This window comes from Roseovarius sp. E0-M6 (genome assembly GCF_037083845.1).
GTDB lineage: Bacteria > Pseudomonadota > Alphaproteobacteria > Rhodobacterales > Rhodobacteraceae > Roseovarius.
In genome coordinates, this window is the sequence record NZ_JBAPLA010000011.1 from 15,913 (window position 1) to 36,832 (window position 20,920).

At 60.7% G+C, this 20,920-nt stretch carries 19 protein-coding genes; 16 read left to right on the forward strand and 3 right to left on the reverse strand.

Annotation, left to right across the window (positions count from 1 at the left end; translation table 11 throughout):
* Positions 1-455 precede the first annotated feature (455 nt).
* Both dprA and topA read left to right on the forward strand, forming a co-directional pair.
* Entirely contained in the window at positions 456-1,628 is a 1,173-nt protein-coding gene (gene dprA / locus V8359_RS18610; protein WP_442970407.1) for a DNA-processing protein DprA, read from the forward strand.
* A gap of 138 nt (positions 1,629-1,766) precedes the next feature.
* Positions 1,767-4,430, forward strand: a complete 2,664-nt coding sequence (topA, locus tag V8359_RS18615) for a type I DNA topoisomerase (protein ID WP_336430622.1) — start codon at positions 1,767-1,769, stop codon at positions 4,428-4,430.
* Positions 4,431-4,499: 69 nt separating this feature from the next.
* Here the strand turns inward: topA and V8359_RS18620 are convergent, their stop codons facing one another.
* Positions 4,500-5,777 (reverse strand): Glu/Leu/Phe/Val family dehydrogenase, encoded by a 1,278-nt coding sequence (locus V8359_RS18620; RefSeq protein WP_336430623.1) that lies wholly within the window; start codon positions 5,775-5,777, stop codon positions 4,500-4,502.
* Positions 5,778-6,002: 225 nt separating this feature from the next.
* Between V8359_RS18620 and V8359_RS18625 the strand changes: the two genes are divergently transcribed.
* A complete protein-coding gene (locus V8359_RS18625) occupies positions 6,003-6,698 on the forward strand; it encodes a CoA transferase subunit A (protein WP_336430624.1) in 696 nt (231 codons plus the stop codon).
* Between the two features lie 4 nt (positions 6,699-6,702).
* Positions 6,703-7,329 (forward strand): 3-oxoacid CoA-transferase subunit B, encoded by a 627-nt coding sequence (locus tag V8359_RS18630; protein WP_336430625.1) that lies wholly within the window; start codon positions 6,703-6,705, stop codon positions 7,327-7,329.
* A 37-nt stretch (positions 7,330-7,366) separates the two neighbouring features.
* On the opposite strand, the gene V8359_RS18635 is transcribed toward V8359_RS18630, so the two are convergent.
* Positions 7,367-8,242 carry a lytic transglycosylase domain-containing protein gene (locus V8359_RS18635; RefSeq protein ID WP_336430626.1) on the reverse strand — a complete coding sequence of 292 codons (876 nt, stop codon included), beginning with the start codon at positions 8,240-8,242 and terminating at the stop codon, positions 7,367-7,369.
* A gap of 337 nt (positions 8,243-8,579) precedes the next feature.
* Here V8359_RS18635 and V8359_RS18640 point away from each other — a divergent pair, with 337 nt between their 5' ends.
* Positions 8,580-8,762 (forward strand): hypothetical protein, encoded by a 183-nt coding sequence (locus tag V8359_RS18640; protein WP_336430627.1) that lies wholly within the window; start codon positions 8,580-8,582, stop codon positions 8,760-8,762.
* Here the strand turns inward: V8359_RS18640 and V8359_RS18645 are convergent.
* Positions 8,756-9,139, reverse strand: coding sequence for a hypothetical protein (locus V8359_RS18645; protein WP_336430628.1), 384 nt, complete (start codon positions 9,137-9,139; stop codon positions 8,756-8,758). The two genes, V8359_RS18640 and V8359_RS18645, sit on opposite strands and share 7 nt — an antisense overlap.
* A gap of 107 nt (positions 9,140-9,246) precedes the next feature.
* On the opposite strand from V8359_RS18645, the gene cpaB reads away from it, so the two are divergent.
* The 11 genes from cpaB (at position 9,247) to V8359_RS18700 (ending at position 20,871) form a co-directional block, all read left to right on the forward strand.
* Positions 9,247-10,116 (forward strand): Flp pilus assembly protein CpaB, encoded by an 870-nt coding sequence (gene cpaB, locus V8359_RS18650; RefSeq protein WP_336430629.1) that lies wholly within the window; start codon positions 9,247-9,249, stop codon positions 10,114-10,116.
* A 245-nt stretch (positions 10,117-10,361) separates the two neighbouring features.
* Positions 10,362-11,747, forward strand: coding sequence for a type II and III secretion system protein family protein (locus V8359_RS18655; RefSeq protein WP_442970408.1), 1,386 nt, complete (start codon positions 10,362-10,364; stop codon positions 11,745-11,747).
* A gap of 18 nt (positions 11,748-11,765) precedes the next feature.
* Positions 11,766-12,437 carry an OmpA family protein gene (locus V8359_RS18660; protein ID WP_336430631.1) on the forward strand — a complete coding sequence of 224 codons (672 nt, stop codon included), beginning with the start codon at positions 11,766-11,768 and terminating at the stop codon, positions 12,435-12,437.
* Between the two features lie 280 nt (positions 12,438-12,717).
* Positions 12,718-13,938 (forward strand): AAA family ATPase, encoded by a 1,221-nt coding sequence (locus V8359_RS18665; protein WP_336430632.1) that lies wholly within the window; start codon positions 12,718-12,720, stop codon positions 13,936-13,938.
* A gap of 15 nt (positions 13,939-13,953) precedes the next feature.
* A complete protein-coding gene (locus V8359_RS18670) occupies positions 13,954-15,414 on the forward strand; it encodes a CpaF family protein (protein WP_336430633.1) in 1,461 nt (486 codons plus the stop codon).
* 6 nt (positions 15,415-15,420) lie between these two features.
* A complete protein-coding gene (locus tag V8359_RS18675; RefSeq protein WP_336430634.1) occupies positions 15,421-16,389 on the forward strand; it encodes a type II secretion system F family protein in 969 nt (322 codons plus the stop codon).
* A gap of 13 nt (positions 16,390-16,402) precedes the next feature.
* Positions 16,403-17,374: a type II secretion system F family protein gene (locus V8359_RS18680; RefSeq protein WP_336430635.1), complete on the forward strand. Its 972-nt coding sequence runs from the start codon at positions 16,403-16,405 to the stop codon at positions 17,372-17,374.
* 27 nt (positions 17,375-17,401) lie between these two features.
* On the forward strand, positions 17,402-17,956 hold the full coding sequence (locus tag V8359_RS18685) for a tetratricopeptide repeat protein (RefSeq protein WP_336430636.1): 555 nt from the start codon (positions 17,402-17,404) through the stop codon (positions 17,954-17,956).
* Positions 17,957-18,016: 60 nt separating this feature from the next.
* The gene (locus V8359_RS18690; protein WP_336430637.1) at positions 18,017-18,871 is read left to right on the forward strand and encodes a tetratricopeptide repeat protein; all 855 of its coding nucleotides are present in this window, start codon (positions 18,017-18,019) and stop codon (positions 18,869-18,871) included.
* Positions 18,872-18,892: 21 nt separating this feature from the next.
* On the forward strand, positions 18,893-19,387 hold the full coding sequence (locus V8359_RS18695; RefSeq protein WP_336430639.1) for a prepilin peptidase: 495 nt from the start codon (positions 18,893-18,895) through the stop codon (positions 19,385-19,387).
* A gap of 170 nt (positions 19,388-19,557) precedes the next feature.
* Complete coding sequence (locus V8359_RS18700; RefSeq protein ID WP_336430640.1) at positions 19,558-20,871, forward strand: ATPase; 1,314 nt, start codon at positions 19,558-19,560, stop codon at positions 20,869-20,871.
* Positions 20,872-20,920: the final 49 nt, after the last annotated feature.

Below are 20,920 nucleotides of genomic sequence, written 5' to 3' on the forward strand. Positions count from 1 at the left end.
ATGTGACTAATTCGAATGACAGCAAAGCCCCGCACCTTACCAATTCGCGACCCGTGCGGCGAAGGTCAGCTATCGCAACTTCGCTTCCAGGGACGTGGGTCCGCCCCGGGCTGAGAGTCCCATCGCATCCAACAGGATGAACGATAGGTCAGCCCTACCAAACGGGCCACCCAAGCCCCCACCTTCATCTTTCCCAAAATACTCATGTCGCCCGGCGCACCGCTTGTCATCCCGTGCCAGCCCTGCGCGCCCCGGTCACACTCGGCCCCCGTCAGCACCCCCTGCATCCGCCACCGACGCGATACCGACAGGATGCCGACGCGATACAGACACTGGCCAATTCCCAAACACAAAAACAATTATCACGACATATCAAAATCTTAGGAGAAATTCCCGAAAAACCCGCGACGCACCCGATTGCGGTTTACCGGGCATTAACCACACGAGCGCTAAACATGTCCCTGCAATCAGGCGGAGTCATGCCGGTCTTGGAACTACATCCTTCCACTCACCCCCCACTCCCACCCACCACGGAAGAATGCCGGCTGGCATGGCTTCGTCTGTTGCGCTCTCGCCGCGTTGGTATCGCGACCTTCTACAGGCTTCTGTCCGAACACGGCACCGCCGGTGATGCGCTCGCCGCCTTGCCGGATGTGGCCCGCGCCGCCGGGGTCGACAACTATTCCGTCTGCCCCGATGGCGTGGCAAAGGCCGAATTGCGCGCGGGACAGCAACAGGGCGCGCGCCTGCTGGCCGTGACCGACGCTGAATATCCCGATCTTCTGCGCGCGATTCCGGATCCGCCGCCACTTCTCTGGGTCACTGGCGACACGGCTCTTCTTGCGCGGCCCGCCGTTGCCATCGTGGGCGCGCGCAATGCTTCGTCTCTGGGGCTGCGCATGGCCCGCGCGCTGGCGACCGATCTGGGCGCCGCCGGGCACATGGTCGTCTCCGGGCTCGCCCGCGGGATCGACACCGCGGCACATCTTGCAACGCTCGACACCGGAACGGTCGCGGTGATGGCCGGGGGCGTCGATAACATCTACCCGACCGAGAATACCCGTCTTGGCGAAGATATCGCCAAACAAGGGCTGCGACTATCCGAGGGCCCGATGGGCATGGTGCCGCAGGCCCGCCACTTTCCGCGCCGCAACCGGATCATCAGCGGGCTGGCCAAGGCCGTTGTCATCGTCGAGGCCGCGGCGAAATCCGGGTCGATCATTACAGCACGCACCGCTCTCGATCAGGGGCGCGAGGTGCTGGCGGTGCCGGGCCATCCGTTCGACGCGCGCGCCGCGGGCTGCAACATGCTGATTCGCGATGGCGCGCGTCTCGTTCGCTCCGCCGAGGACGTGATCGAGGCGCTGGCCGAATTGCCCGCCGAACTGCCCCTAGAAGCGCCGCCCGATCCCCCTGCGGCAGCGCCGCCCGATCGCAGGACACTGCGCGACACCGCCACTCTGCATCAACGCATCCTCGACCGGCTCGGCCCGTCGCCGCTGGCCGAAGATCAATTGATCCGCGATCTTGGCAACACCGCGCATGATGTCGCGCCCGTGCTTGTCGATCTCGAACTCGAAGGTCACATCACCCGTCAGGCCGGTGGCCTTCTGTCGCGCAGCGCCTGATCAGACCGTATCAAGACCCTGGATCACGGATAAACTGTGCGGTTCAGCCTGTGCAGCCATCGGCGTCATTGACAAATCCCCCCGACACCCCACATGTTCCGCCGCCACACCATACGCCCCGAGTCGAAAGGTCCCTTGATGCCAGTTGTTGTCGTAGAATCCCCGGCCAAGGCCAAGACAATCAACAAATATCTCGGGTCCGATTACACCGTCCTCGCGTCCTATGGCCATGTCCGCGATCTGCCGCCCAAGGATGGTTCGGTCGATCCCGAGGCCGGTTTCGACATGACCTGGGAGGTAGGAAACGACTCGAAAAAGCACGTCAAGGCCATCGCCGACGCGCTTAAGGACGACAACGCGCTCATCCTCGCCACTGACCCCGACCGCGAAGGCGAGGCGATCAGCTGGCACCTCGAAGAGGCCCTGCGCAAGCGTCGCGCCATCAAGAAAGACACACCGGTGAGCCGCGTGGTCTTCAACGCCATCACCAAGAGCGCCGTGACCGAGGCCATGAAAAACCCCCGCGAGGTCGATACCGACCTTGTCGAGGCTTATCTCGCCCGTCGCGCGCTGGATTATCTCGTGGGGTTCAACCTTTCGCCCGTGCTCTGGCGCAAACTCCCCGGCGCGCGTAGCGCGGGCCGCGTTCAATCGGTTTGCCTGCGCCTCATCGTCGAACGCGAGATGGAGATCGAGGCATTCAATCCCCGCGAATACTGGTCTGTTCGGGCGCTTCTTTCCACCCCGCGCGGGCAAGAATTCGAGGCGCGGCTCGTCACCCTCGCGGGCAAGAAGCTCGATAAATACGATCTTGAGAACGCCACACAGGCCGAACTCGCGGTGCAGGCCGTCACATCCCGCGACCTCACCGTGCAGTCGGTCGAGGCGAAACCCGCCTCGCGCAACCCGTCGGCCCCTTTCATGACCTCCACGCTTCAGCAAGAGGCCAGCCGCAAGTTCGGCATGGGCGCACGTCAGACGATGTCGACCGCCCAGCGCCTTTATGAAGCCGGGTACATCACCTACATGCGGACCGACGGAATCGACATGGCCCCCGAGGCGGTCGAGGCGGCGCGCGGCGCGATCAAGGATCGCTTCGGCGCCGATTACGTCCCCTCCAAGGCTCGCATCTACAAGAACAAGGCCAGGAACGCGCAAGAGGCGCATGAATGCATCCGTCCCACGGACATGAGCGCCGATGCCGCGGCGCTGAAACTCCGGGACGCCGATCAGCAAAAGCTTTATGACCTGATCTGGAAACGCACGCTGGCCTGCCAGATGGAAGGCGCACGGCTTGAGCGCACCACCGTCGAAATCGGAAGCCAGGATGGGCAGGTCGGCCTGCGCGCCACCGGTCAGGTCGTGCTTTTCGACGGCTTTCTGCGCATCTACGAAGAGGGCCGCGACGATACCGGCCCCGAGGACGACGACAACCGCCTGCCACAGATCGCTGAAGGTGATCGCGCGGCTTTCGGCGCAAGTTCGCTTCGGGCACAGTTCGACAAGGCGGCACCGGATGACACGGCGACCACCACGGCGGAGGGCTCCAAATCGGACATCCGCGCCAATGGCGGCGCACTCCTGTCGGATAACGGTGCCGTGCTCGGGCTTCAGCACCATACACAACCGCCGCCCCGCTATACCGAGGCGACCCTCGTCAAGAAGATGGAAGAACTGGGCATCGGTCGCCCCTCGACCTATGCGTCGGTTCTGACCACGATTCAGGACCGCGAATATGTGCGCAAGGACGGCAACCGTCTTTTCCCCGAGGATAAAGGCCGCATCGTCACGATCTTCCTGCTGAATTTCTTCCGCAAATATGTGGGTTATGAATTCACCGCCAACCTTGAGGAAGAGCTTGACGTGATCAGCGCCGGTAACGCCGATTACAAGGATGTGCTGGCACGCTTTTGGCGCGATTTCTCGGCGGCCATCGCCGAAACCTCCGAACTCCGCATCTCCGAGGTGCTCGACGTGCTTGACGAGGCGCTCGCGCCCACCCTCTATCCCCCGCGGGAAGACGGAACCGATCCGCGCATCTGCCCGCTTTGCGGCGAAGGCAAGCTCCACCTCAAGACATCGCGCTCGGGCGGGTTCGTGGGCTGCGGCAACTATCCCGAATGCCGCTACACGCGCCCCATCGGGGGCGAGGCCGCCGAGAACGAGGATCGCATTCTGGGCGAAGACAACGGCGACGAGATCAGCCTGCGGTCAGGCCGCTTCGGCCCCTATGTGCAACGCGGCGAAGCAACCCCAGAGAACAAGAAACCGCCCCGTGCCTCCCTGCCCAAGGGCTGGACCCCTGCCGCGATGGACCTCGAAAAGGCGCTCACGCTGCTCAGCCTGCCGCGCGAGTTGGGTGAACATCCCGAAGGCGGCATGATCAGCACGAATTTCGGGCGCTTCGGGCCATATGTCTTTCACAAGGGCCCCGAGGATGAGAAAGGCGTCTATGCCAATCTCAAGGATCCCAATGACGTGTTCGAACTCGGCATGAACCGCGCTGTCGAACTTCTGGCCGAAAAACGGGCCAACCCGGGTCGCGGACGGCGCGCCGCCGCAAAGCCGCTCAAGGAACTGGGCGAACATCCTGAAAATGGCGGGCCGGTGAACATCATGGATGGCCGCTATGGCCCTTACGTCAAGTGGGACAAGGTGAACGCCACACTGCCCAAGGACACCGAACCGGATCAGGTGACGATGGACATGGCCGTCGCCCTGATTGATGAAAAGGCCGCCAAGACAGGCAAGAAAAAGGCCACACCAAAGAAGAAAGCCGCCCCCAAGAAGAAGACGGCCTGATCGCCGCCGCGTCCGGGCGTTGCGCAGCGTGTCGCGAAAATCCGCGTCTCGGGTTGTTCGCGAAACGCCCTAGCCCGCGAAATAGCTTCGGTCGCCCCGGCTCTTGACGGCGCGGGCGATGCGCTCAACAGCGAGCGAGTAGGCGGCTTCGCGCGCGGGCACATCCTCCTCGTCCATACGCTCGAACACGCGTGTCGCGGCATCGACCATGCGCGACTTAAGCCGGGCCTCCACCGTTTCGGCATCCCAGTGCGCACCGCTGCGCGATTGCATCCACTCATAATAGCTTACGGTCACACCGCCCGCATTGACGAGAACGCCGGGCAAAAGCGTGTGATCGCGCCGGGTGAGAGTTTCGTCGGCCTCCGCGCTGACCGGGCCGTTTGCCAACTCCACGATCAGCGGCGCCTTGATGTCTCCCACGTTCGCCTTGGTGACCGCATCCTCCATCGCGGCCAGCGCCAGCACATCAACATCAAGCTTGAGAAGATCGTCTTGCGCGATTTCCTCCTGCCCGTCCTGATCGGCCACGGACGAGCTGCAATAAAGCATATCGCCCTCCTCTTTCTCTGCCTGCTTGCAAGCAAAGATCGGGACAGGATCAATCCCCTCGGGATCGCGGATCGCGGCCTTGCTGTCCGACACTGCGACAATGCGAAACCCCGCTTCATGCGCCAGACAGGCAAAATTGCCACCCGCACTGCCAAAGCCCTGCACTGCGATGGTGATGTCTTCCGGGCGCTTGCCCTGTCGCGCGATCCATTCCTGCAAGACGATAAGCGCACCGCGCCCCGTGGCCGTCATCCGCGCCTCACAGCCGCCAAGCTCATAGGGCTTGCCGGTCATCGCCGCAGGCTGATGGCTGCGCGCGATCTTGGAGTATTCGTCGGCCATCCACCCCATAATGCGCGGATTGGTGTTCACATCGGGCGCGGGAATGTCGCGGTCCGGACCGATCAGATCGGCCACCGCGGCCACATACCCCCGCGCGAGTCGCTCGACCTCGAGCGGCGAAAGAGCTTTGGGATCGACCTGAATACCGCCTTTCGCGCCGCCGAACGGCAAATCGAGAAGCGCGCATTTCAACGTCATCCAGAACGACAGTCCCGTCACCTCGGCGCCGCAGACAGCGGGATGGAAACGCACCCCACCTTTGCCCGGCCCGAGGGTGGTGTCGTATTGCACACGCCATGCCGGATAGGCGTCCAGCGTGCCATCGTCGCGCCGCAACGGGATGGTCACCCGCAAGGCGCGGATGGGCGTGGTCAGAAGGGCACGGGTGTCCCCCGACACCTCGGAGCGATCGAAAACACGGTCAAGCAGGGCGGGAATTTCGAAATCTGACATTTGACCTCGGCCTTGTTGCAATCCCTCGCACAACGCTGCGGGCGCCGCGCTGTTCCCTTCCCTGACAAGCCTGTGATCATGCGATCGGCGTTGGCCCGCGCCGCGCCTCGCGAAAATCTGTGTCCCGGGGTTTTCGCGAAACGCTTTAATCACCGGACGTGCCGTTGACTTGCCCGCCTCTGGGGGCCACAACGCTGATCGGATCACGACAGACAGGAGGGTGACGTGGACAAGATCTATGGCTCCGCGGCCGAAGCGCTAGACGGGCTGCTATTCGACGGGATGACAATCGCGGCAGGCGGATTCGGCCTTTGCGGCATTCCCGAGTTGCTGCTTGACGCCATCAGAGACGCAGGCACCAAGGATCTCACCTTCGCGTCCAACAACGCGGGTGTTGACGATTTCGGCATCGGCATTCTGCTTCAGACCCGACAGGTGAAAAAGATGCTCAGCTCCTATGTGGGCGAAAACGCTGAGTTCATGCGTCAGTATCTTTCGGGCGAGCTTGAGATCGAATTCAACCCCCAAGGCACCCTGGCCGAGCGTATGCGCGCCGGTGGCGCCGGCATCCCCGGCTTCTACACCAAGACAGGTGTCGGAACCCAGGTGGCCGAGGGCAAGGAACACAAGGATTTCGACGGCGAGACATATATTCTCGAACGGGGCATCTTTGCAGACCTTTCGGTCGTCAAGGCATGGAAGGCCGACGAGACCGGGAATGCCATCTTCCGCAAGACCGCCCGCAACTTCAATCCGCCGGCGGCCATGTGCGGCAAGACCTGCGTGCTTGAGGTCGAAGAGATTGTGCCCAAGGGCACGCTCGACCCCGATGCCATCCACCTGCCCGGCATCTACGTGCACCGCCTCATTCAGGGCGATCACGAGAAACGCATCGAACAACGCACCATTCGGGAGGGCTGAGATCATGGCTTGGGACCGTAACCAAATGGCCGCGCGCGCGGCACAGGAACTCGAAGACGGTATGTATGTGAACCTCGGCATCGGCATTCCGACGCTGGTGGCCAACTATATCCCCGAAGGCGTTAACGTGACGCTTCAGTCCGAGAACGGGATGCTGGGCATCGGCCCCTTCCCGACCGAGGACGAGGTTGACCCCGATCTCATCAACGCCGGCAAGCAGACCGTTACCGCCCTCCCCCACACCGCCTATTTCGACAGTGCGCAAAGCTTTGGCATGATCCGCGGCGGTAAGATCGCGATGGCCATTCTCGGCGCCATGGAAGTGGCCGAAAACGGCGACCTCGCGAACTGGATGATCCCCGGAAAGCTCGTCAAGGGGATGGGCGGCGCGATGGACCTCGTTGCGGGCGTGCGCCGTGTGGTGGTCGTCATGGACCATCAGAACAAACACGGCGTGAGCAAACTGCTCAAGGAATGCACCCTGCCGCTGACCGGGGCGGGCGTCGTGAACCGCATCATCACCAATCTCGGCGTGCTCGATGTCGTCGACGGAGGCCTGAAGATCGTGGAATGCGCCGACGGCGTAAGCGAGGCCGAACTGCGCGCGGCAACCGAGGCCACGGTCGTCTGATCATTGCTTGTCTGGCGCGGCTCGGTTGCGGGCCGCGTCACTTCACCGACGCAAGAGTGAGCGCACAGCCATCGGTGATGAATTGCGGCCGTGTCTTGCACAGGCCCCGCGCGACGTCATAGGCGGCCAGCACCTTGGGCACATAATCCCGCGTCTCGGCAAACGGCGGCACGCCCTCATGTTTCCTGACCGCGTTTTCCCCGGCATTGTATCCCGCCAGCGCGAGGATCGGATCGCCGTCGAACTCCTTCAATAGCCAGTCGAGATAGGCGACCCCGCCCTTGATGTTCTCGACGGGCTCAAGACTGTCGGCAACCCCGAACCTGTCCGCCGTGTCAGGGATAAGCTGCATGATCCCTTGCGCGCCCGCTTGGCTCAGAGCGTCGGCGCGCCCCCCCGATTCCACCGCGATCACCGCCAGCACAAGGGCCGGAGACACATCCGTCCCAGTCGTTGCCCTAAGGATATGCGGTCCTTGTTGCGCCGCGATTTCCTGAAGCATCTGCAACCGGAACTGGGGCGCGGCTTCGCCCACCGGGGGCTTGGTCAGGCGGATCAGCGCGGAATCCAGCCGCAAGATGGCGCTTTCGCTTGGCCCTGTCGGTACCGTGTCCCAGAACCATCCATAAAGCCCCGAGGCTTCTTTGGTGGGCGCGGGCACCGCCTTGTCATCTTGCGCCGCGACGGCGTCGTCCGATCCGGCGGCACCTCTGCCTGCCTGCGCCGCGAACTCCTCGGCGGTGACCTGAACATTGATCCGCTTCTTGGCCGTATCCTTGGGCGGCGTGCCCATCTTGAAGGTGAAGTCGGGAAAGGGCGCGGGCTCCTCCGCGACCACCATAGGCGCGATCACAGATAGAAGCGCCACCACCGCGACGCACCCAATCCCCGAAGGTTTGGTGATAAACTTCATGAAACTGCCTGCCCGTCTCGATTATATTTTGGAGTCAGTATCGCAGAAACCGGCCTTTGAGGCCAGAAAATCAGACAAAAACCCCAGTAAATTAACGTTTTTTACAGATCAGGGAATTTTTTTGAGAAATTTATTCTTTTATTATCAATACGTTAACAATTGCCACAAAGCTTAACCTCAAACGAACGAAAAAGGCACGAATCGCGCCCCATTCCTGCCTGATTTCGCTGGCTATATCTACGCATACCACGGCGCTGAGGGCCAACAGAGAGAGGCGGCCCAGACCAGCAAAATGGTTGCTAACCTGAGTAAAACTGATCCTTTGGAGGGACCAACAATGATCAAATTTTTCAAAAACTTCAAAAAAGACGAAGACGGTGCTGTGACGGTTGACTGGGTCGTTCTGACCGCAGCTGTTGTGGGCCTTGGTGTTGCCGGTGTCGGCACGGTCAAAGGCGGCATCGACAGCCTGGCAGCAGGCATCTCCTCGGGCGTTTCGGGCACCACTGTCGGTCAGTAAGCTGACCATTCCAGACCCGATTGAGAGCCGCGGATCATCGTATTTGCGGCTCTCGTCATTTCCATATGAGTGCAGCGAATCCGGTTATGGACGCTTTGACGTTCCTCCGGGTCGACCGAGGCAAAACGCCCGCTCACCGTTGCATGCAGGTCAATCTGCAAAAAGGTGAACAGGCTTATGAAATTTTCCATCAAATCTTTCCACAAAGACGAATCCGGGGCCATCACGGTTGACTGGGTCGTTCTCACTGCCGCCATTGTCGGGCTGGGTGTGACCGCGATCGTCACAGCCAAGACCGGAATCTCCGGCATTTCAACCAAGATCAGCACAGCGGTAAGCGGAACCGGCGTCGGCTCCTGAAGCCGTTGAAATACCATGTGCGGGCCGTGTCTTTGCCACAATTCACCCGCATATTTCTGTACTGGGTGACGGGCTGCGCGACCGCGCAGGGCCCTCACCATAGGTAAATTGAAAGGAACATCCCATGCGAGCAGTATTTGGATTGGTCCTGATTGTCGGGATCGGCCTCGCGGGCTTTGCGGTCTATATGGTCAACGCGATGCTGGAAAATGCCCAGGCAGAGGCCGACAGGCTTCGCGCATCACAAGGCCCCGCCATCAAGACAGTCGAGGTGTATGTCGCCACCAAGCCCCTCGCATATGGTCACCGCCTGACCAAAGAGGATGTGAAACTCGTCCAGTTTCCCACCGCTTCACTTCCCGAAGGCGTGTTCAGCACCGAAGAGGCGCTGATACCCGAAGGCAAGGATAGAGCGCGCACCGTCCTACGCAACATGGAGAAGCACGAGGCGATTCTCGAAGTCAAAGTGACCGCGCCGGGCGAAGATGCCGGCATCACCAACAAACTTGCGCGCGGCATGCGTGCTTTCGCGATCAAGGTCGACACCTCCTCTGGCGTCGCGGGCTTCCTGCGCCCGGGTGACCGCGTTGACATCTACTGGACCGGCAACATCGGCCGCGCCGGATTGCGCACCGAGGGTGAGTCCCAAGGCGACGTGACCAAGCTTATCGAAACCGGGATCAAGCTCATCGCCGTGGACCAGACCTCCGATGACAACACGACAGGCGCGATTCTGGCCCGCACCGTCACCGTCGCCGCATCACCACAGCAGGTGGCATCGCTGGCTCAGGCACAATCTACCGGAAAGCTGACCCTGTCGCTTGTCGGGTCCACGGATGACACCGTCGCCGAGGCGATCGAGGTCGATCAGACATCGCTTCTCGGTTTGGCTCAGGCCGAGGTGAAACGGGCCAAGCCCGAGGCGGAAATCTGCACCATCCGTACGCGCCGCGGCTCCGAAGTGATCATCAGCGAGATCCCCTGCACCAACTGAACAACCATGTCCTATGACATAGCAGAAAAGGGGCGCTCAACGAGGGGCGCCCCTTTTTTGTCGCGTCACTTTCCTGCAACGGTTTGCAATCAGACATTAGAAAAAGGGGCTAACTTCCATTGATTCTTGAAAAATTGGCAAAAATGACGCAGCCTGTGGACAATACGGGCAGCAAGACCCGATTAACGAGGCGTGATCGGAAGGCAGGTCACATGAAAATGAAAAACATCTTTTGGGCGGCCCTGATGGGTGCCGCCGTCATGATCGGGCATGTCCCGTCACCCACAATGGCCGAGTCGCTGCACGTTGTGCGCAAAGGCACGGCACGCGATCTGAGCGTTGCCATGAACCGCGCCATCGTCGTCGAAAGCGATGTGCCGTTCGCCGAACTCAGCATCGCGAACCCGTCGATCGCGGATTTCTCGACACTGTCGGATCGCACGATCTATTTGCTGGGCAAGGCGCCGGGGCGCACGACGCTGACCCTTCTCGATGCCAATGGCAGGCTCATCACCAATGTCGAGGTCCGCGTGGGCGCTGATATCTCCGAATTCAAGGAACGTCTGCGCCAGATCCTTCCCAATGAGCGGATTGAAGTGCGCACCGCGAATGACGGCATCGTTCTGTCGGGCACTGTTTCCAGCTCTCCAAGGCTGCAACGTGCGCTCGACCTCGCTGAACGGTATGCACCCGAACGCGTGTCGAACCTCATGTCGGTCTCGGGCAAACAGCAGGTCATGCTCAAGGTCCGCTTCGCCGAAATGCAGCGCAGCGTGACGAAAAGCCTCGGCACCTCGCTTCTCGTCGATGGTCTTGGCAACGGCATCGGCGCTGCGGTCGCAACACAGAGCATCGGCAACTCGGCTGTAAACGCGACCGGAATCACACCCGGCACCTCGAACGGGTCAGCCAACGCGGGCGCGGCCTTCTTTGGGCTCAACGCTGGCTCGGCTCAGATCGGCATTCTTCTGCAAGCTCTTGAAGAAAAAGGGATTGTTCGAACATTGGCCGAACCCAACCTCACCGCCCTTTCGGGGCAGGAGGCCAATTTCCTTGCCGGTGGCGAATACCCCATCCCGGTCAGCCAGGAAGACGGCGCAATCACCGTGGAGTTCAAGCGTTTCGGCGTCGAGCTCAACTTCGTGCCCCGGGTTCTGGACGACGACGTGATCAACCTCGAAATGGCCGCCGCCGTGTCGTCGCTTGACCCGGCCAACGGTTTCACCAACGGCCAGCTCACGATCAGCGCGTTCCGCCGCCGCGACACGTCGACCACGGTTGCCCTCCGCGACGGCGAAAGCTTTGCCATCGCGGGCCTGCTTCAGGACGATTTCCGCGACAACAACAATCAGGTGCCGTGGCTGGGCGATCTGCCCGTCCTCGGCGCGCTCTTCCGTAGCGCCAACTACCGGCGGTCCCAGACGGAACTGGTGATCATCGTCACCGCGCATCTGGTCTCACCCACCTCGGGCGAAACACTGGCCTTGCCCACGGATCGCGTCACACTGCCGTCGGAAACCGATCTTTTCTTGAATGGTCGGGTCGCCCGCACAGTCCGCGAATCCGAAGGTGCTGTCGGAGAAGTTGCCAAACAGGACTTCACCGGCTCTTATGGCTATGTAATGGACTGAGTTGGGGAGGAGGGGCACATGAAACGCACGGTAACAATCCTGACGCTGTTGGCACTGGCCGCCTGCGCGCGCCCCTCGGGCGAAGTATCGGGGTCCTACTTCAAAGAAGCCGGGTCACTTGTCGATGGCGGCGTATTCGGCAACGCCACGATGCAGAACCATCAGGTGATGACCGGCGAACGCTCTTATGTGTATGACCTGTCGAACCGCTTCGCGAACGAGGTGCTGACCACAGTGAACTTCGCGTTCAACTCGGCTCAGCTTGACGCCGGCGCCCGCGATACCCTGCGTGAGCAGGCCACCTGGATCCGGCAGTTCCCCGAAGTCACCTTCCGGGTTTACGGCCATACCGACAAGGTCGGCTCCGCCGGCTATAACAAGCGTCTGGGCCTTGCTCGCGCGCGTGCGGTCGTGGCGTACCTGACATCTCAAGGCATCAGCCGCTCGCGGCTCGAAGCTGTCGTCTCCTATGGCGAAACGCAGCCCCTGATCGTCACCCAAGGCCGCGAACGTCGCAATCGGCGCACCGTGACCGAGGTGTCGGGCTTCGTTCAGTCGCATCCGATCATCATGGACGGCAAATATGCGCAGGTGGTTTATCGCGGTTACATCGAAAGTGCGGTGCCGAAATCGGATCTCACGCTTGTCACCGGTGGCGAAGGTGACGAAGGCGGCGAAGACGGCGGCTGACGCTTGAATTGATTTCTCCCTGCCCGACCAGTCGGGCCAACTTCAAACCCGCCGTTTCGACGGCGGGTTTTTTCTTTGTCCCGGCGCTCCGCACAATTGCGATGATTTGGTCCTAATGTTGCCCACATTTCCCGGCAGGTTCTCCTCAGGCAAAGCTGCGTCCGGCACCACCGAGTCGTGAGGCAGGAGGCACAGGGGGAGTTCTGCGATCATCGCAAGCCCCGGAACATACCGCCGCAAAGGCGGAAAACTAGGACCGTGTTTTATGACGAGTAGTGCAATGCAACAACCTGAACCAAGTCCGATCGTGGCTTGCACGATCAGCAGGGACGTGCGCAATTTTGACCTTCTGATCGAAGACATGGAAACTGCCATGGGGGAATCCTGGGGCGATCTCGGCTTTCACGAGGCCCTTGCTTTCCTCAATCAAGAGGATGCCGCCACGCTTGAATTCGTGGCCATCGCCATTGACGAAAGCGACGAAAGCAATCTCGACATGATCGGTGACCTGATCACGCTCGCCAGTACCGCGGGCGTCAAGGTAATCCTCATCGCCGATGACGTGAGCCCCTCTGCCCTGCACGCGCTTCTGCGCAAAGGCGCGGATGAATTTGTGCCCTACCCCCTGCCCGAGAATGAGCTTCAGGCCGCCATCGACCGCTTGCGCCGCCCCCCCGAGCCCGAACCCGCGCCCTCGCAAAGCAATACCCCCGCCTCGACCGGGCAAGAAGGTATTCTCTTTGCTGTTCAAGGTGTTGCCGGTGGCACGGGCGCCACGACCCTGAGTGTGAACCTCGGGTGGGAACTGACACTGACGGACAAGAAAAATCCGCCCAAAGTATGCATTCTCGATCTGTCGCTGCAATTCGGATCTGTCGCGACGTTCCTCGATTTGCCGCGTCGCGACGCGATCTATGAACTGTGGTCCGACACCGAAAGCATGGACGAAGATATCTTCCGTTCGGCGCTGCAATGCCACGAAGAAAAGCTCTGGGTTCTGACCGCCCCGCCCGACCTTCTGCCGCTCGACCTGATCGGCCCCGAGGACGTCAGCCGAGTGCTTGATCTCGCGCGGCAGCATTTCGATTATGTTATTGTCGATATGCCCACGACGCTTGTGCAATGGACCGAAACCGTCCTCACGGCGGCACAGATCTATTTCATCACGCTTGAAATGGACATGCGGTCGGCCCAGAACACGCTCCGCCTGAAACGTGCCCTCAAGGCCGAAGAGTTGCCGCTTGAGCGGCTTCGCTATTGCCTCAACCGCGCGCCGAAATTCACCGACCTCACTGGCAAGTCGCGGATCAAACGCATGGCCGAAAGCCTTGAAATCGGCATCGAGCTTCAGTTGCCAGATGGTGGCAAACCCGTCGTTCAGGGCGCTGATCACGGCATGCCCTTGGCAAGTTCCGCCCCCAAGAACCCGCTTCGCCGCGAGATCGCCAAACTCGCGGCCTCGCTGCACGAACTGGGTCAATCAGACGCCGAAGCCGCTTAACGCGAAGGAGACGAGATGTTTTCGAGATACAAAAAATCCGGTTCGGCCGACGCAAAGCCCGTTCAGGCGGCCCCCGCCACCAAGAAAGCGCAACCTGCCGCCGATGCGCCGCTCCCGCCCAAACCCGAAGCCGCGGTGTCGCTTCGCAAGCCGCTGGCCAAAACCCCTGCCAGTTCGGTCCCGATGGACAAGGAGCGCAGGCGCAAGGAGCGCCTGTCCGAGATCAAGCTCGATCTGCACAGGTCTCTGCTCGACCACCTCAACCTGAGCGCACTCGACACCGCGACCGAAGCGGACCTGCGCGCCGAAATCGGCTCGATCGCCGCCGAAGTGCTCGAGGAACGCTCCATCGTGCTCAACCGTGAGGATCGCACGACCCTCACGCAGGAGCTTTACGACGAAGTGCGCGGCCTTGGGCCGCTCGAAACGCTTCTCAAGGACGATTCCGTGAACGATATTCTCGTGAACGGGCCGCAACAGATCTTTGTTGAGCGGGATGGCAAACTCGAACTGTCGGATGTCACGTTCAAGGATGAAAAACACCTCCTGCGGATCATTGACAAGATCGTGAGCGCGGTGGGCCGGCGCGTGGACGAATCAAACCCTTATGTGGATGCCCGTCTTGCCGATGGCTCGCGGTTCAACGCGATGGTGCCGCCGGTCGCCGTCGATGGGTCGCTCGTCTCCATTCGTAAGTTCAAGAAAGACAAGCTCGGCATCGATGATCTGGTAAATTTCGGCGCCTTTTCCGAAGAAATGGCCGCCTATCTTCAGGCCGCCGTGGCCTGCCGGCTCAACATCATCGTGTCTGGCGGGACAGGGTCAGGCAAGACGACCACGCTCAACGCGCTATCCTCCTTCATCGACAATGCCGAACGCATCCTGACGATCGAGGACACGGCCGAACTTCAACTTCAGCAGATCCATGTGGGCCGAATGGAAAGCCGCCCGCCCAACGTCGAAGGCAAGGGCGAGGTCTCCCCGCGCGACTGTCTCAAGAACGCGCTGCGGATGCGCCCGGACCGTATCATCGTCGGGGAAACGCGGGGCGAGGAAGTGATCGACATGCTTCAGGCCATGAACACCGGCCATGATGGCTCGATGACGACGATCCACGCCAACAACCCGCGCGACGGGATCAGCCGGCTTGAGAACATGGTCGCCATGGCCGGGATCGAAATGCCACTCAAGGCTGTGCGCTCACAGATCGCCTCGGCTGTGCATCTTCTGGTGCAGGCCAGCCGCCTGCAGGACGGGTCGCGCCGGATGACCTCCATCACCGAGATCACCGGCATGGAGGGCGACGTGATCTCCATGCAGGAGGTGTTCCGCTTTCAGCGCGTCGGCCTCACTCCCGAGAACAAGATCATCGGCCACTTCACACCTACCGGCGTGCGTTCGCACTATTCCGAGCGTTTCCGGCTCTGGGGCTTTGATCTTCCGACAAGCATCTATGAACCCACGAACGCGGGATAAACCAACATGGCCATTTCCATCGAACCCATCATCTACGGCCTGATCTTCGTCGGCGTGCTTGTGCTCGTCGAAGGGATCTACCTCACGGTGTTCGGCAAATCCATCTCACTCAACAACCGGGTCAATCGCCGGCTCGAGATGCTGGACAAGAACACCAACCGCGAAGAGGTCATGGAAAAGCTGCGCAAGGAAATGCAGCTTCACCTCAAATCCCGCCGCATTCCGCTTTATGCGATCCTGGCCACCAAGGCCCAGAAGGCCGCCATCGCCTTTTCGCCCAAACAGCTTATCGGTCTGATGGCGCTTCTGGGCGCCTTGGCCTTTGTCGGCCTGACCATCGGGACCGGCACCTCCCTTCCGGTGCGCATACTCGTGTCGGCGGGCATGGGGATCGGCGGCATTTTCGTGTGGATTTCGATGAAGGCGAACAAGCGTATGGGCCTGCTCGAAGAGCAGCTTCCCGACGCGATCGAACTCATGGTCCGCTCCCTGCGGGTGGGGCATCCGTTTTCCTCGGCCATCTCCATTGTCGCGAATGAGGTCTCCGACCCGCTCGCGACCGAGTTCGGCATCATCGCGGACGAAAGCGCCTATGGCCGCGACGTGGGCGAGGCGCTCAAGGACATGGCCGAACGCCTTGAAATGCAGGATCTGCGCTTCCTCGCCGTGGCCGTCACCATTCAGCAGCAATCGGGCGGCAACCTTGCCGAAATCCTCGATGGGCTGGCCAAGGTGATCCGCGCGCGCTTTCGTCTCTTTCGCCGCGTCAAGGCGATCACCGCCGAGGCGAAATGGTCGGGCAAGTTCCTCTCGGGCTTCCCGCTGCTTGCGCTTGTCGGGATTCAGCTCGTCGATCCGAACTACTACGATGAAGCGATGCTGCACCCCTATTTCATTCCCGCCTGTCTGGTGGTCGGGGCGTTCCTCGTCCTGAACCTGATCGTGATGCGGGCTCTCGTGAACATCAAGGTATGAAAAGGTCCACGCAATGAGCTTTGTAAACGATATCCTGACCGGCGCGCTTGGCCCCTTCGGCCCGTTGATCGCCGTGGGCGCGCTCGGAGTGATCCTCATCCTCGTCACCGTCGTGATGATGATCAAACAGCCCGAGGACCCGCTGGACCGTCTCAAGCGCACACAACAGGAGGCCGCAAGAGGCAAGAGCAAGACACAGTCCCTGCGCGCGGGTCAGCGCAACGACAAGCTCGACAAATACGCGGGCTTCCTCGAACCGCAGGACGAAAAGCAGCTCTCGGAGGTGCGCAAGAAGCTCATGCAGGCCGGCTATCGCGACCGCGACGCGGTGCGGTATTTCCACTTCGCGCAATTCGCCCTCGCGATTGGCCTGCTCATCGTCGGCGTCGTCTATTTCATCACCGCGGTTCAGGGGCCCGAGACCACGACGCAGCAAATGCTGATGTATATTCTCGGCCCCGGCGCCGTCGGATACATGATCCCGAAATACTGGGTCACCAAACGCCAACAGCAACGTCAGGAAGAAATTCAGGACGGCTTTCCCGACAGTCTCGACATGATGCTCGTCTGCGTCGAGGCAGGACAATCCATGGATCAGGCCATCGTGCGCGTGTCGAACGAAATCCGCGCGTCCTTTCCCGCACTCGCCGACGAATACGAGATCGTCGCACAACAGATCAAGGCAGGGCGCGACAAGGCGTCGGTTCTCAACGAGATGGCCGAACGCTGCGGAGTTCAGGACGTGTCCTCCTTCGTGACGGTCCTTGTCCAGAGTCAGACCTTCGGCACATCGATCGGCGATGCGCTTCGCGTCTACGCCGCCGAGATGCGCGACAAGCGCGTGATGCGCGCCGAGGAAAAGGCCAACAAGCTGCCAACAAAGATGACATTGGCCACGATGATGCTTACAGTGCCCCCACTACTGATCATTCTGGTCGGACCGTCTGTTCTTGGCATCATGGAGCTTACGGCGATGTCCAAATGATGATCCGGGCAACGACACAGAGGCCGAATGGCACGGGCAGTCTTGATTATCTTTGCGGCACTCGCGCTGGCGGGCTGTGCGGATAGCACTGCCCTCCCCGAAAACCCTTATGCGCCGGGCGTGGCACAGTCGGGCGAGGCCGTGGATGGCCTGACCGTCGGCCACAGGCTGATGCGTGCGGGCGAATACGAACTGGCCCTCGAAGCGTTCTCGCGCGCCGCACTCGAAGACGGTGGACTGACACCCGAAATCATGGCCGGGATGGGCAGTGCCAACCTTGGCCTCCGGCGTCTCGGACAGGCAGAAAGCCTCCTGCGTGACGCGATTGACACCGAAGAGACGGTCCCCGAGGTCTGGAACAATCTCGGTGTCGTGCTCATGGAAAAGGGCGAAGTGTCCGAAGCGGCCCAGATGTTCCGCCGGGCCTACGCGCTCGATAATGGCCAAAGTGACTCAATTCGTGACAATTTGCGCTTGGCACTCGCAAAACTCGAAAATTCTGTTTATGATCCGAAAGAAGAGCAAGAATATAAATTGGTACGGCGCGGTAGCAGCGACTATCTGATACGCCAGATACCATAAAATAAAAAAGGCGCCCCCGATTAGGGGTGCATGAGGCAGAGGCAGTAAAAGGACGCAAGCATGCGCCATCCTATCCTTTTTTCGCTGTGCATTGCGGCATTCGCGGGTCTGTCGGCCTGTGATGACAAAAATCAAGACGCAACGCGTGCGGTCGCAGGCGTCAACGTCATTGACGAAACCAACCTCAATGACGTGATGCTCACCGTGGCCGACCCGAACGAGGCGGTCACGTATTTTCAACGCGCCACCTCCGAACAACCCGACCGGATCGACCTGCATCGCGGGCTGGCCAAGTCGCTCGTGCGCGCCAAGCGCAACGTCGAGGCGGTAAGCGCGTGGAAAACCGTCACAGCGCATGAAAACGCGGTCGACGAAGACCGCGTCGATCTGGCCGACGCCTATATTCGCAACTCCCAGTGGGAAGAGGCCGAAACGACGCTCGACGCCGTGCCGCCAACGTTCGAGACGTTCAAACGCTATCGGCTCGAGGCGATGGTTGCCGACAGCAACAAGGAATGGAAACGCGCCGACAGTTTCTATGAAACCGCCGTCGGCCTGACCACCAAACCCGCCGGTGTCATGAACAACTGGGGCTATTCCAAGCTGACGCGCGGCGACTACAAAGAGGCCGAACGCCTCTTTGCCGATGCGATCCGGCTTGATCAGTCTCTTTTCACCGCAAAAAACAACCTGATCCTCGCCCGTGGCGCACAAAAGAAATACTCGCTTCCGGTGCTTCCCACGACACAGCCCGAACGCGCGCAGCTTCTCTATTCGCTGGGGCTGTCTGCGGTCAAACAGGGCGACACAAGCATCGGAAAGGGGCTTCTGCGCGACGCCATAGAGACCCATCCGCAACATTTCGAGGCGGCGGTGCGTTCACTTCGCGCACTCGAAGAAAACGTCGTGAACTGACGCAGACGCGGGGTTTTCGCCATGACCATCTCCAGCAACGCAGCGTTGTGGTTTCTACCCTTTGTCCTGCCGATCTGCCTCTGGGTCGCCTATACGGATTTGCGCTGGATGAAGATCCTGAATATCGCGGTGATCGCGCTACTGGTGGTGTTCCTCATCGTCGGCCTCGTGGCTCTCCCCTTCGATGTCTACGCATGGCGGCTCGCTCATATCGCGGTCATGCTGGCGCTTGGCGTCTTGATGAACGCGGCGGGCCTTGTGGGCGCGGGCGATGCCAAGTTCGTGGCCGCCGCCGCGCCGTTCATCCCGCTGGGAGACGTGCGCCTCGTGCTGGTGATCCTCGCCATCTGCCTGCTTGCGGGTTTCATTGCGCACCGCCTTGCCAAGCACACGGCCCTGCGCCGCCTCGCACCCGGCTGGGAAAGCTGGGATCGCGGCAAAAAATTTCCGATGGGGCTTTGCCTTGGTGGGGCGCTGGCATTTTACCTCTGCCTCGGGGCGCTTTACGGCGTCTGAGCATGCCGCGTTTCGCACCGACGCGATACCGACGTGAATGCCGACGTGTATACCGACGTTCCGTGCGCCGCGTTAACCCGGCCAATACCCTGCCCGCTTGAGACCATAATTTGCCCGCATTTGCCGGGCAGACTGCGTCTGAAGCAGCACGGAAACAAAGGGCCGGACCCATGAACATGCAAGCCACCCAAACAGGCGTCCAACCCCCGCCCCCGCCCAGCCGGATCGAGGACATGCGCCTGCCTGTTGTCATGATGCGCAACATCCTTCTCAAGACGATGTTCCGCAAGAATCTCGATCTTGTCACCCAGATTTCCGAGGCGATTTGCCTCCCCCGCGCTGTCACCCAAGAGCTTGTGGACATGGCCCGCGAACAGCGCCTGCTCGAGGCGACGGGCACGCTCAACGCCAATTCGGGAAGCGAGATGGGCTATCAGCTTACCGATGCCGGCAAGAGCCGCGCGCATGACGCCTTGGCTCAGTCGGAATATTTCGGCGCCATGCCCGTACCGCTCGACGTCTACCGCGAACAGGTTCAGCGCCAATCAATCCGCAACATTCAGATCACACGTCAGCAACTGACCGACGCGATGGGGCATCTCGTCCTGCCCAACAGCCTTCTTGATCACCTCGGACCCGCCGTATCGGCGGGGCGCTCAATTCTCATGTATGGCCCCCCGGGCAATGGTAAATCGAGTATTTCCAATGGCATACGCGATGCGATGGGTGACAAGATATATGTGCCCCGCGCCATCGAATACGCCGGTCAGGTGATCACCGTTTATGATCCGATCGTGCATTCCAAAGCCGAGGTCGAGACCGACGAGCCGGGCTCACTGCGCCGTCGCCGCACCTTTGACACGCGCTATGTGCGCTGCGAACGCCCCACCGTCATTACCGGCGGCGAACTGACGCTCGACATGCTCGATCTTGTTTATAACCCCACGGCTCGGACCTATCAGGCTCCGCTTCAGCTCAAGGCGACGGGTGGCATCTTCATCGTGGACGACCTCGGACGTCAGGCCGAACCACCGCAGAACCTCGTCAACCGCTGGATCGTTCCGCTCGAGGAAAACAAGGATATCCTCGCCCTTCAATCGGGCGAGAAGTTCGAGGTGCCCTTCGATACGCTCGCGATCTTCTCAACGAACTTTCACCCGAACGAAATCTTCGATCAGGCCGCGCTTCGTCGGATTTTCTACAAGATCAAGATCGACGGACCGTGCCAGTCGGACTTTCTCAAAATCTTTGCGATGATCGCCAAGAAAAAGGGCATGCCCTTGTCCGAGCCGGCGCTTGTCCACCTCCTCAAGAAGAAATATCCGGCCATCAACAACGTCTATGCGAATTACCAGCCGGTCTTCCTGATTGATCAGATGATCTCGATCTGTCAGTTCGAAGGTATGGAGTTTCAGATGACACCCGAGCTTATTGACCGTGCTTGGGCGAACATGTTCGTCACGGACGAGGAAATCATCAAGTAACGCGTTTCGCAAAACGCGGCGCATGATCCCACCGTTGCACGCGGGGCGG

What these genes read in the sequence shown, in the direction of transcription:
- dprA (WP_442970407.1), top strand. Translation starts at nt 456, where the DNA reads ATGTCCCTGCAATCAGGCGGAGTCATGCCGGTCTTGGAACTACATCCT.
- topA (WP_336430622.1), top strand. Translation starts at nt 1,767, where the DNA reads ATGCCAGTTGTTGTCGTAGAATCCCCGGCCAAGGCCAAGACAATCAAC.
- V8359_RS18620 (WP_336430623.1), bottom strand. Translation starts at nt 5,777, where the DNA reads ATGTCAGATTTCGAAATTCCCGCCCTGCTTGACCGTGTTTTCGATCGC.
- V8359_RS18630 (WP_336430625.1), top strand. Translation starts at nt 6,703, where the DNA reads ATGGCTTGGGACCGTAACCAAATGGCCGCGCGCGCGGCACAGGAACTC.
- V8359_RS18635 (WP_336430626.1), bottom strand. Translation starts at nt 8,242, where the DNA reads ATGAAGTTTATCACCAAACCTTCGGGGATTGGGTGCGTCGCGGTGGTG.
- V8359_RS18640 (WP_336430627.1), top strand. Translation starts at nt 8,580, where the DNA reads ATGATCAAATTTTTCAAAAACTTCAAAAAAGACGAAGACGGTGCTGTG.
- V8359_RS18645 (WP_336430628.1), bottom strand. Translation starts at nt 9,139, where the DNA reads ATGGTATTTCAACGGCTTCAGGAGCCGACGCCGGTTCCGCTTACCGCT.
- cpaB (WP_336430629.1), top strand. Translation starts at nt 9,247, where the DNA reads ATGCGAGCAGTATTTGGATTGGTCCTGATTGTCGGGATCGGCCTCGCG.
- V8359_RS18655 (WP_442970408.1), top strand. Translation starts at nt 10,362, where the DNA reads ATGGGTGCCGCCGTCATGATCGGGCATGTCCCGTCACCCACAATGGCC.
- V8359_RS18660 (WP_336430631.1), top strand. Translation starts at nt 11,766, where the DNA reads ATGAAACGCACGGTAACAATCCTGACGCTGTTGGCACTGGCCGCCTGC.
- V8359_RS18665 (WP_336430632.1), top strand. Translation starts at nt 12,718, where the DNA reads ATGCAACAACCTGAACCAAGTCCGATCGTGGCTTGCACGATCAGCAGG.
- V8359_RS18670 (WP_336430633.1), top strand. Translation starts at nt 13,954, where the DNA reads ATGTTTTCGAGATACAAAAAATCCGGTTCGGCCGACGCAAAGCCCGTT.
- V8359_RS18675 (WP_336430634.1), top strand. Translation starts at nt 15,421, where the DNA reads ATGGCCATTTCCATCGAACCCATCATCTACGGCCTGATCTTCGTCGGC.
- V8359_RS18680 (WP_336430635.1), top strand. Translation starts at nt 16,403, where the DNA reads ATGAGCTTTGTAAACGATATCCTGACCGGCGCGCTTGGCCCCTTCGGC.
- V8359_RS18685 (WP_336430636.1), top strand. Translation starts at nt 17,402, where the DNA reads ATGGCACGGGCAGTCTTGATTATCTTTGCGGCACTCGCGCTGGCGGGC.
- V8359_RS18690 (WP_336430637.1), top strand. Translation starts at nt 18,017, where the DNA reads ATGCGCCATCCTATCCTTTTTTCGCTGTGCATTGCGGCATTCGCGGGT.
- V8359_RS18695 (WP_336430639.1), top strand. Translation starts at nt 18,893, where the DNA reads ATGACCATCTCCAGCAACGCAGCGTTGTGGTTTCTACCCTTTGTCCTG.
- V8359_RS18700 (WP_336430640.1), top strand. Translation starts at nt 19,558, where the DNA reads ATGAACATGCAAGCCACCCAAACAGGCGTCCAACCCCCGCCCCCGCCC.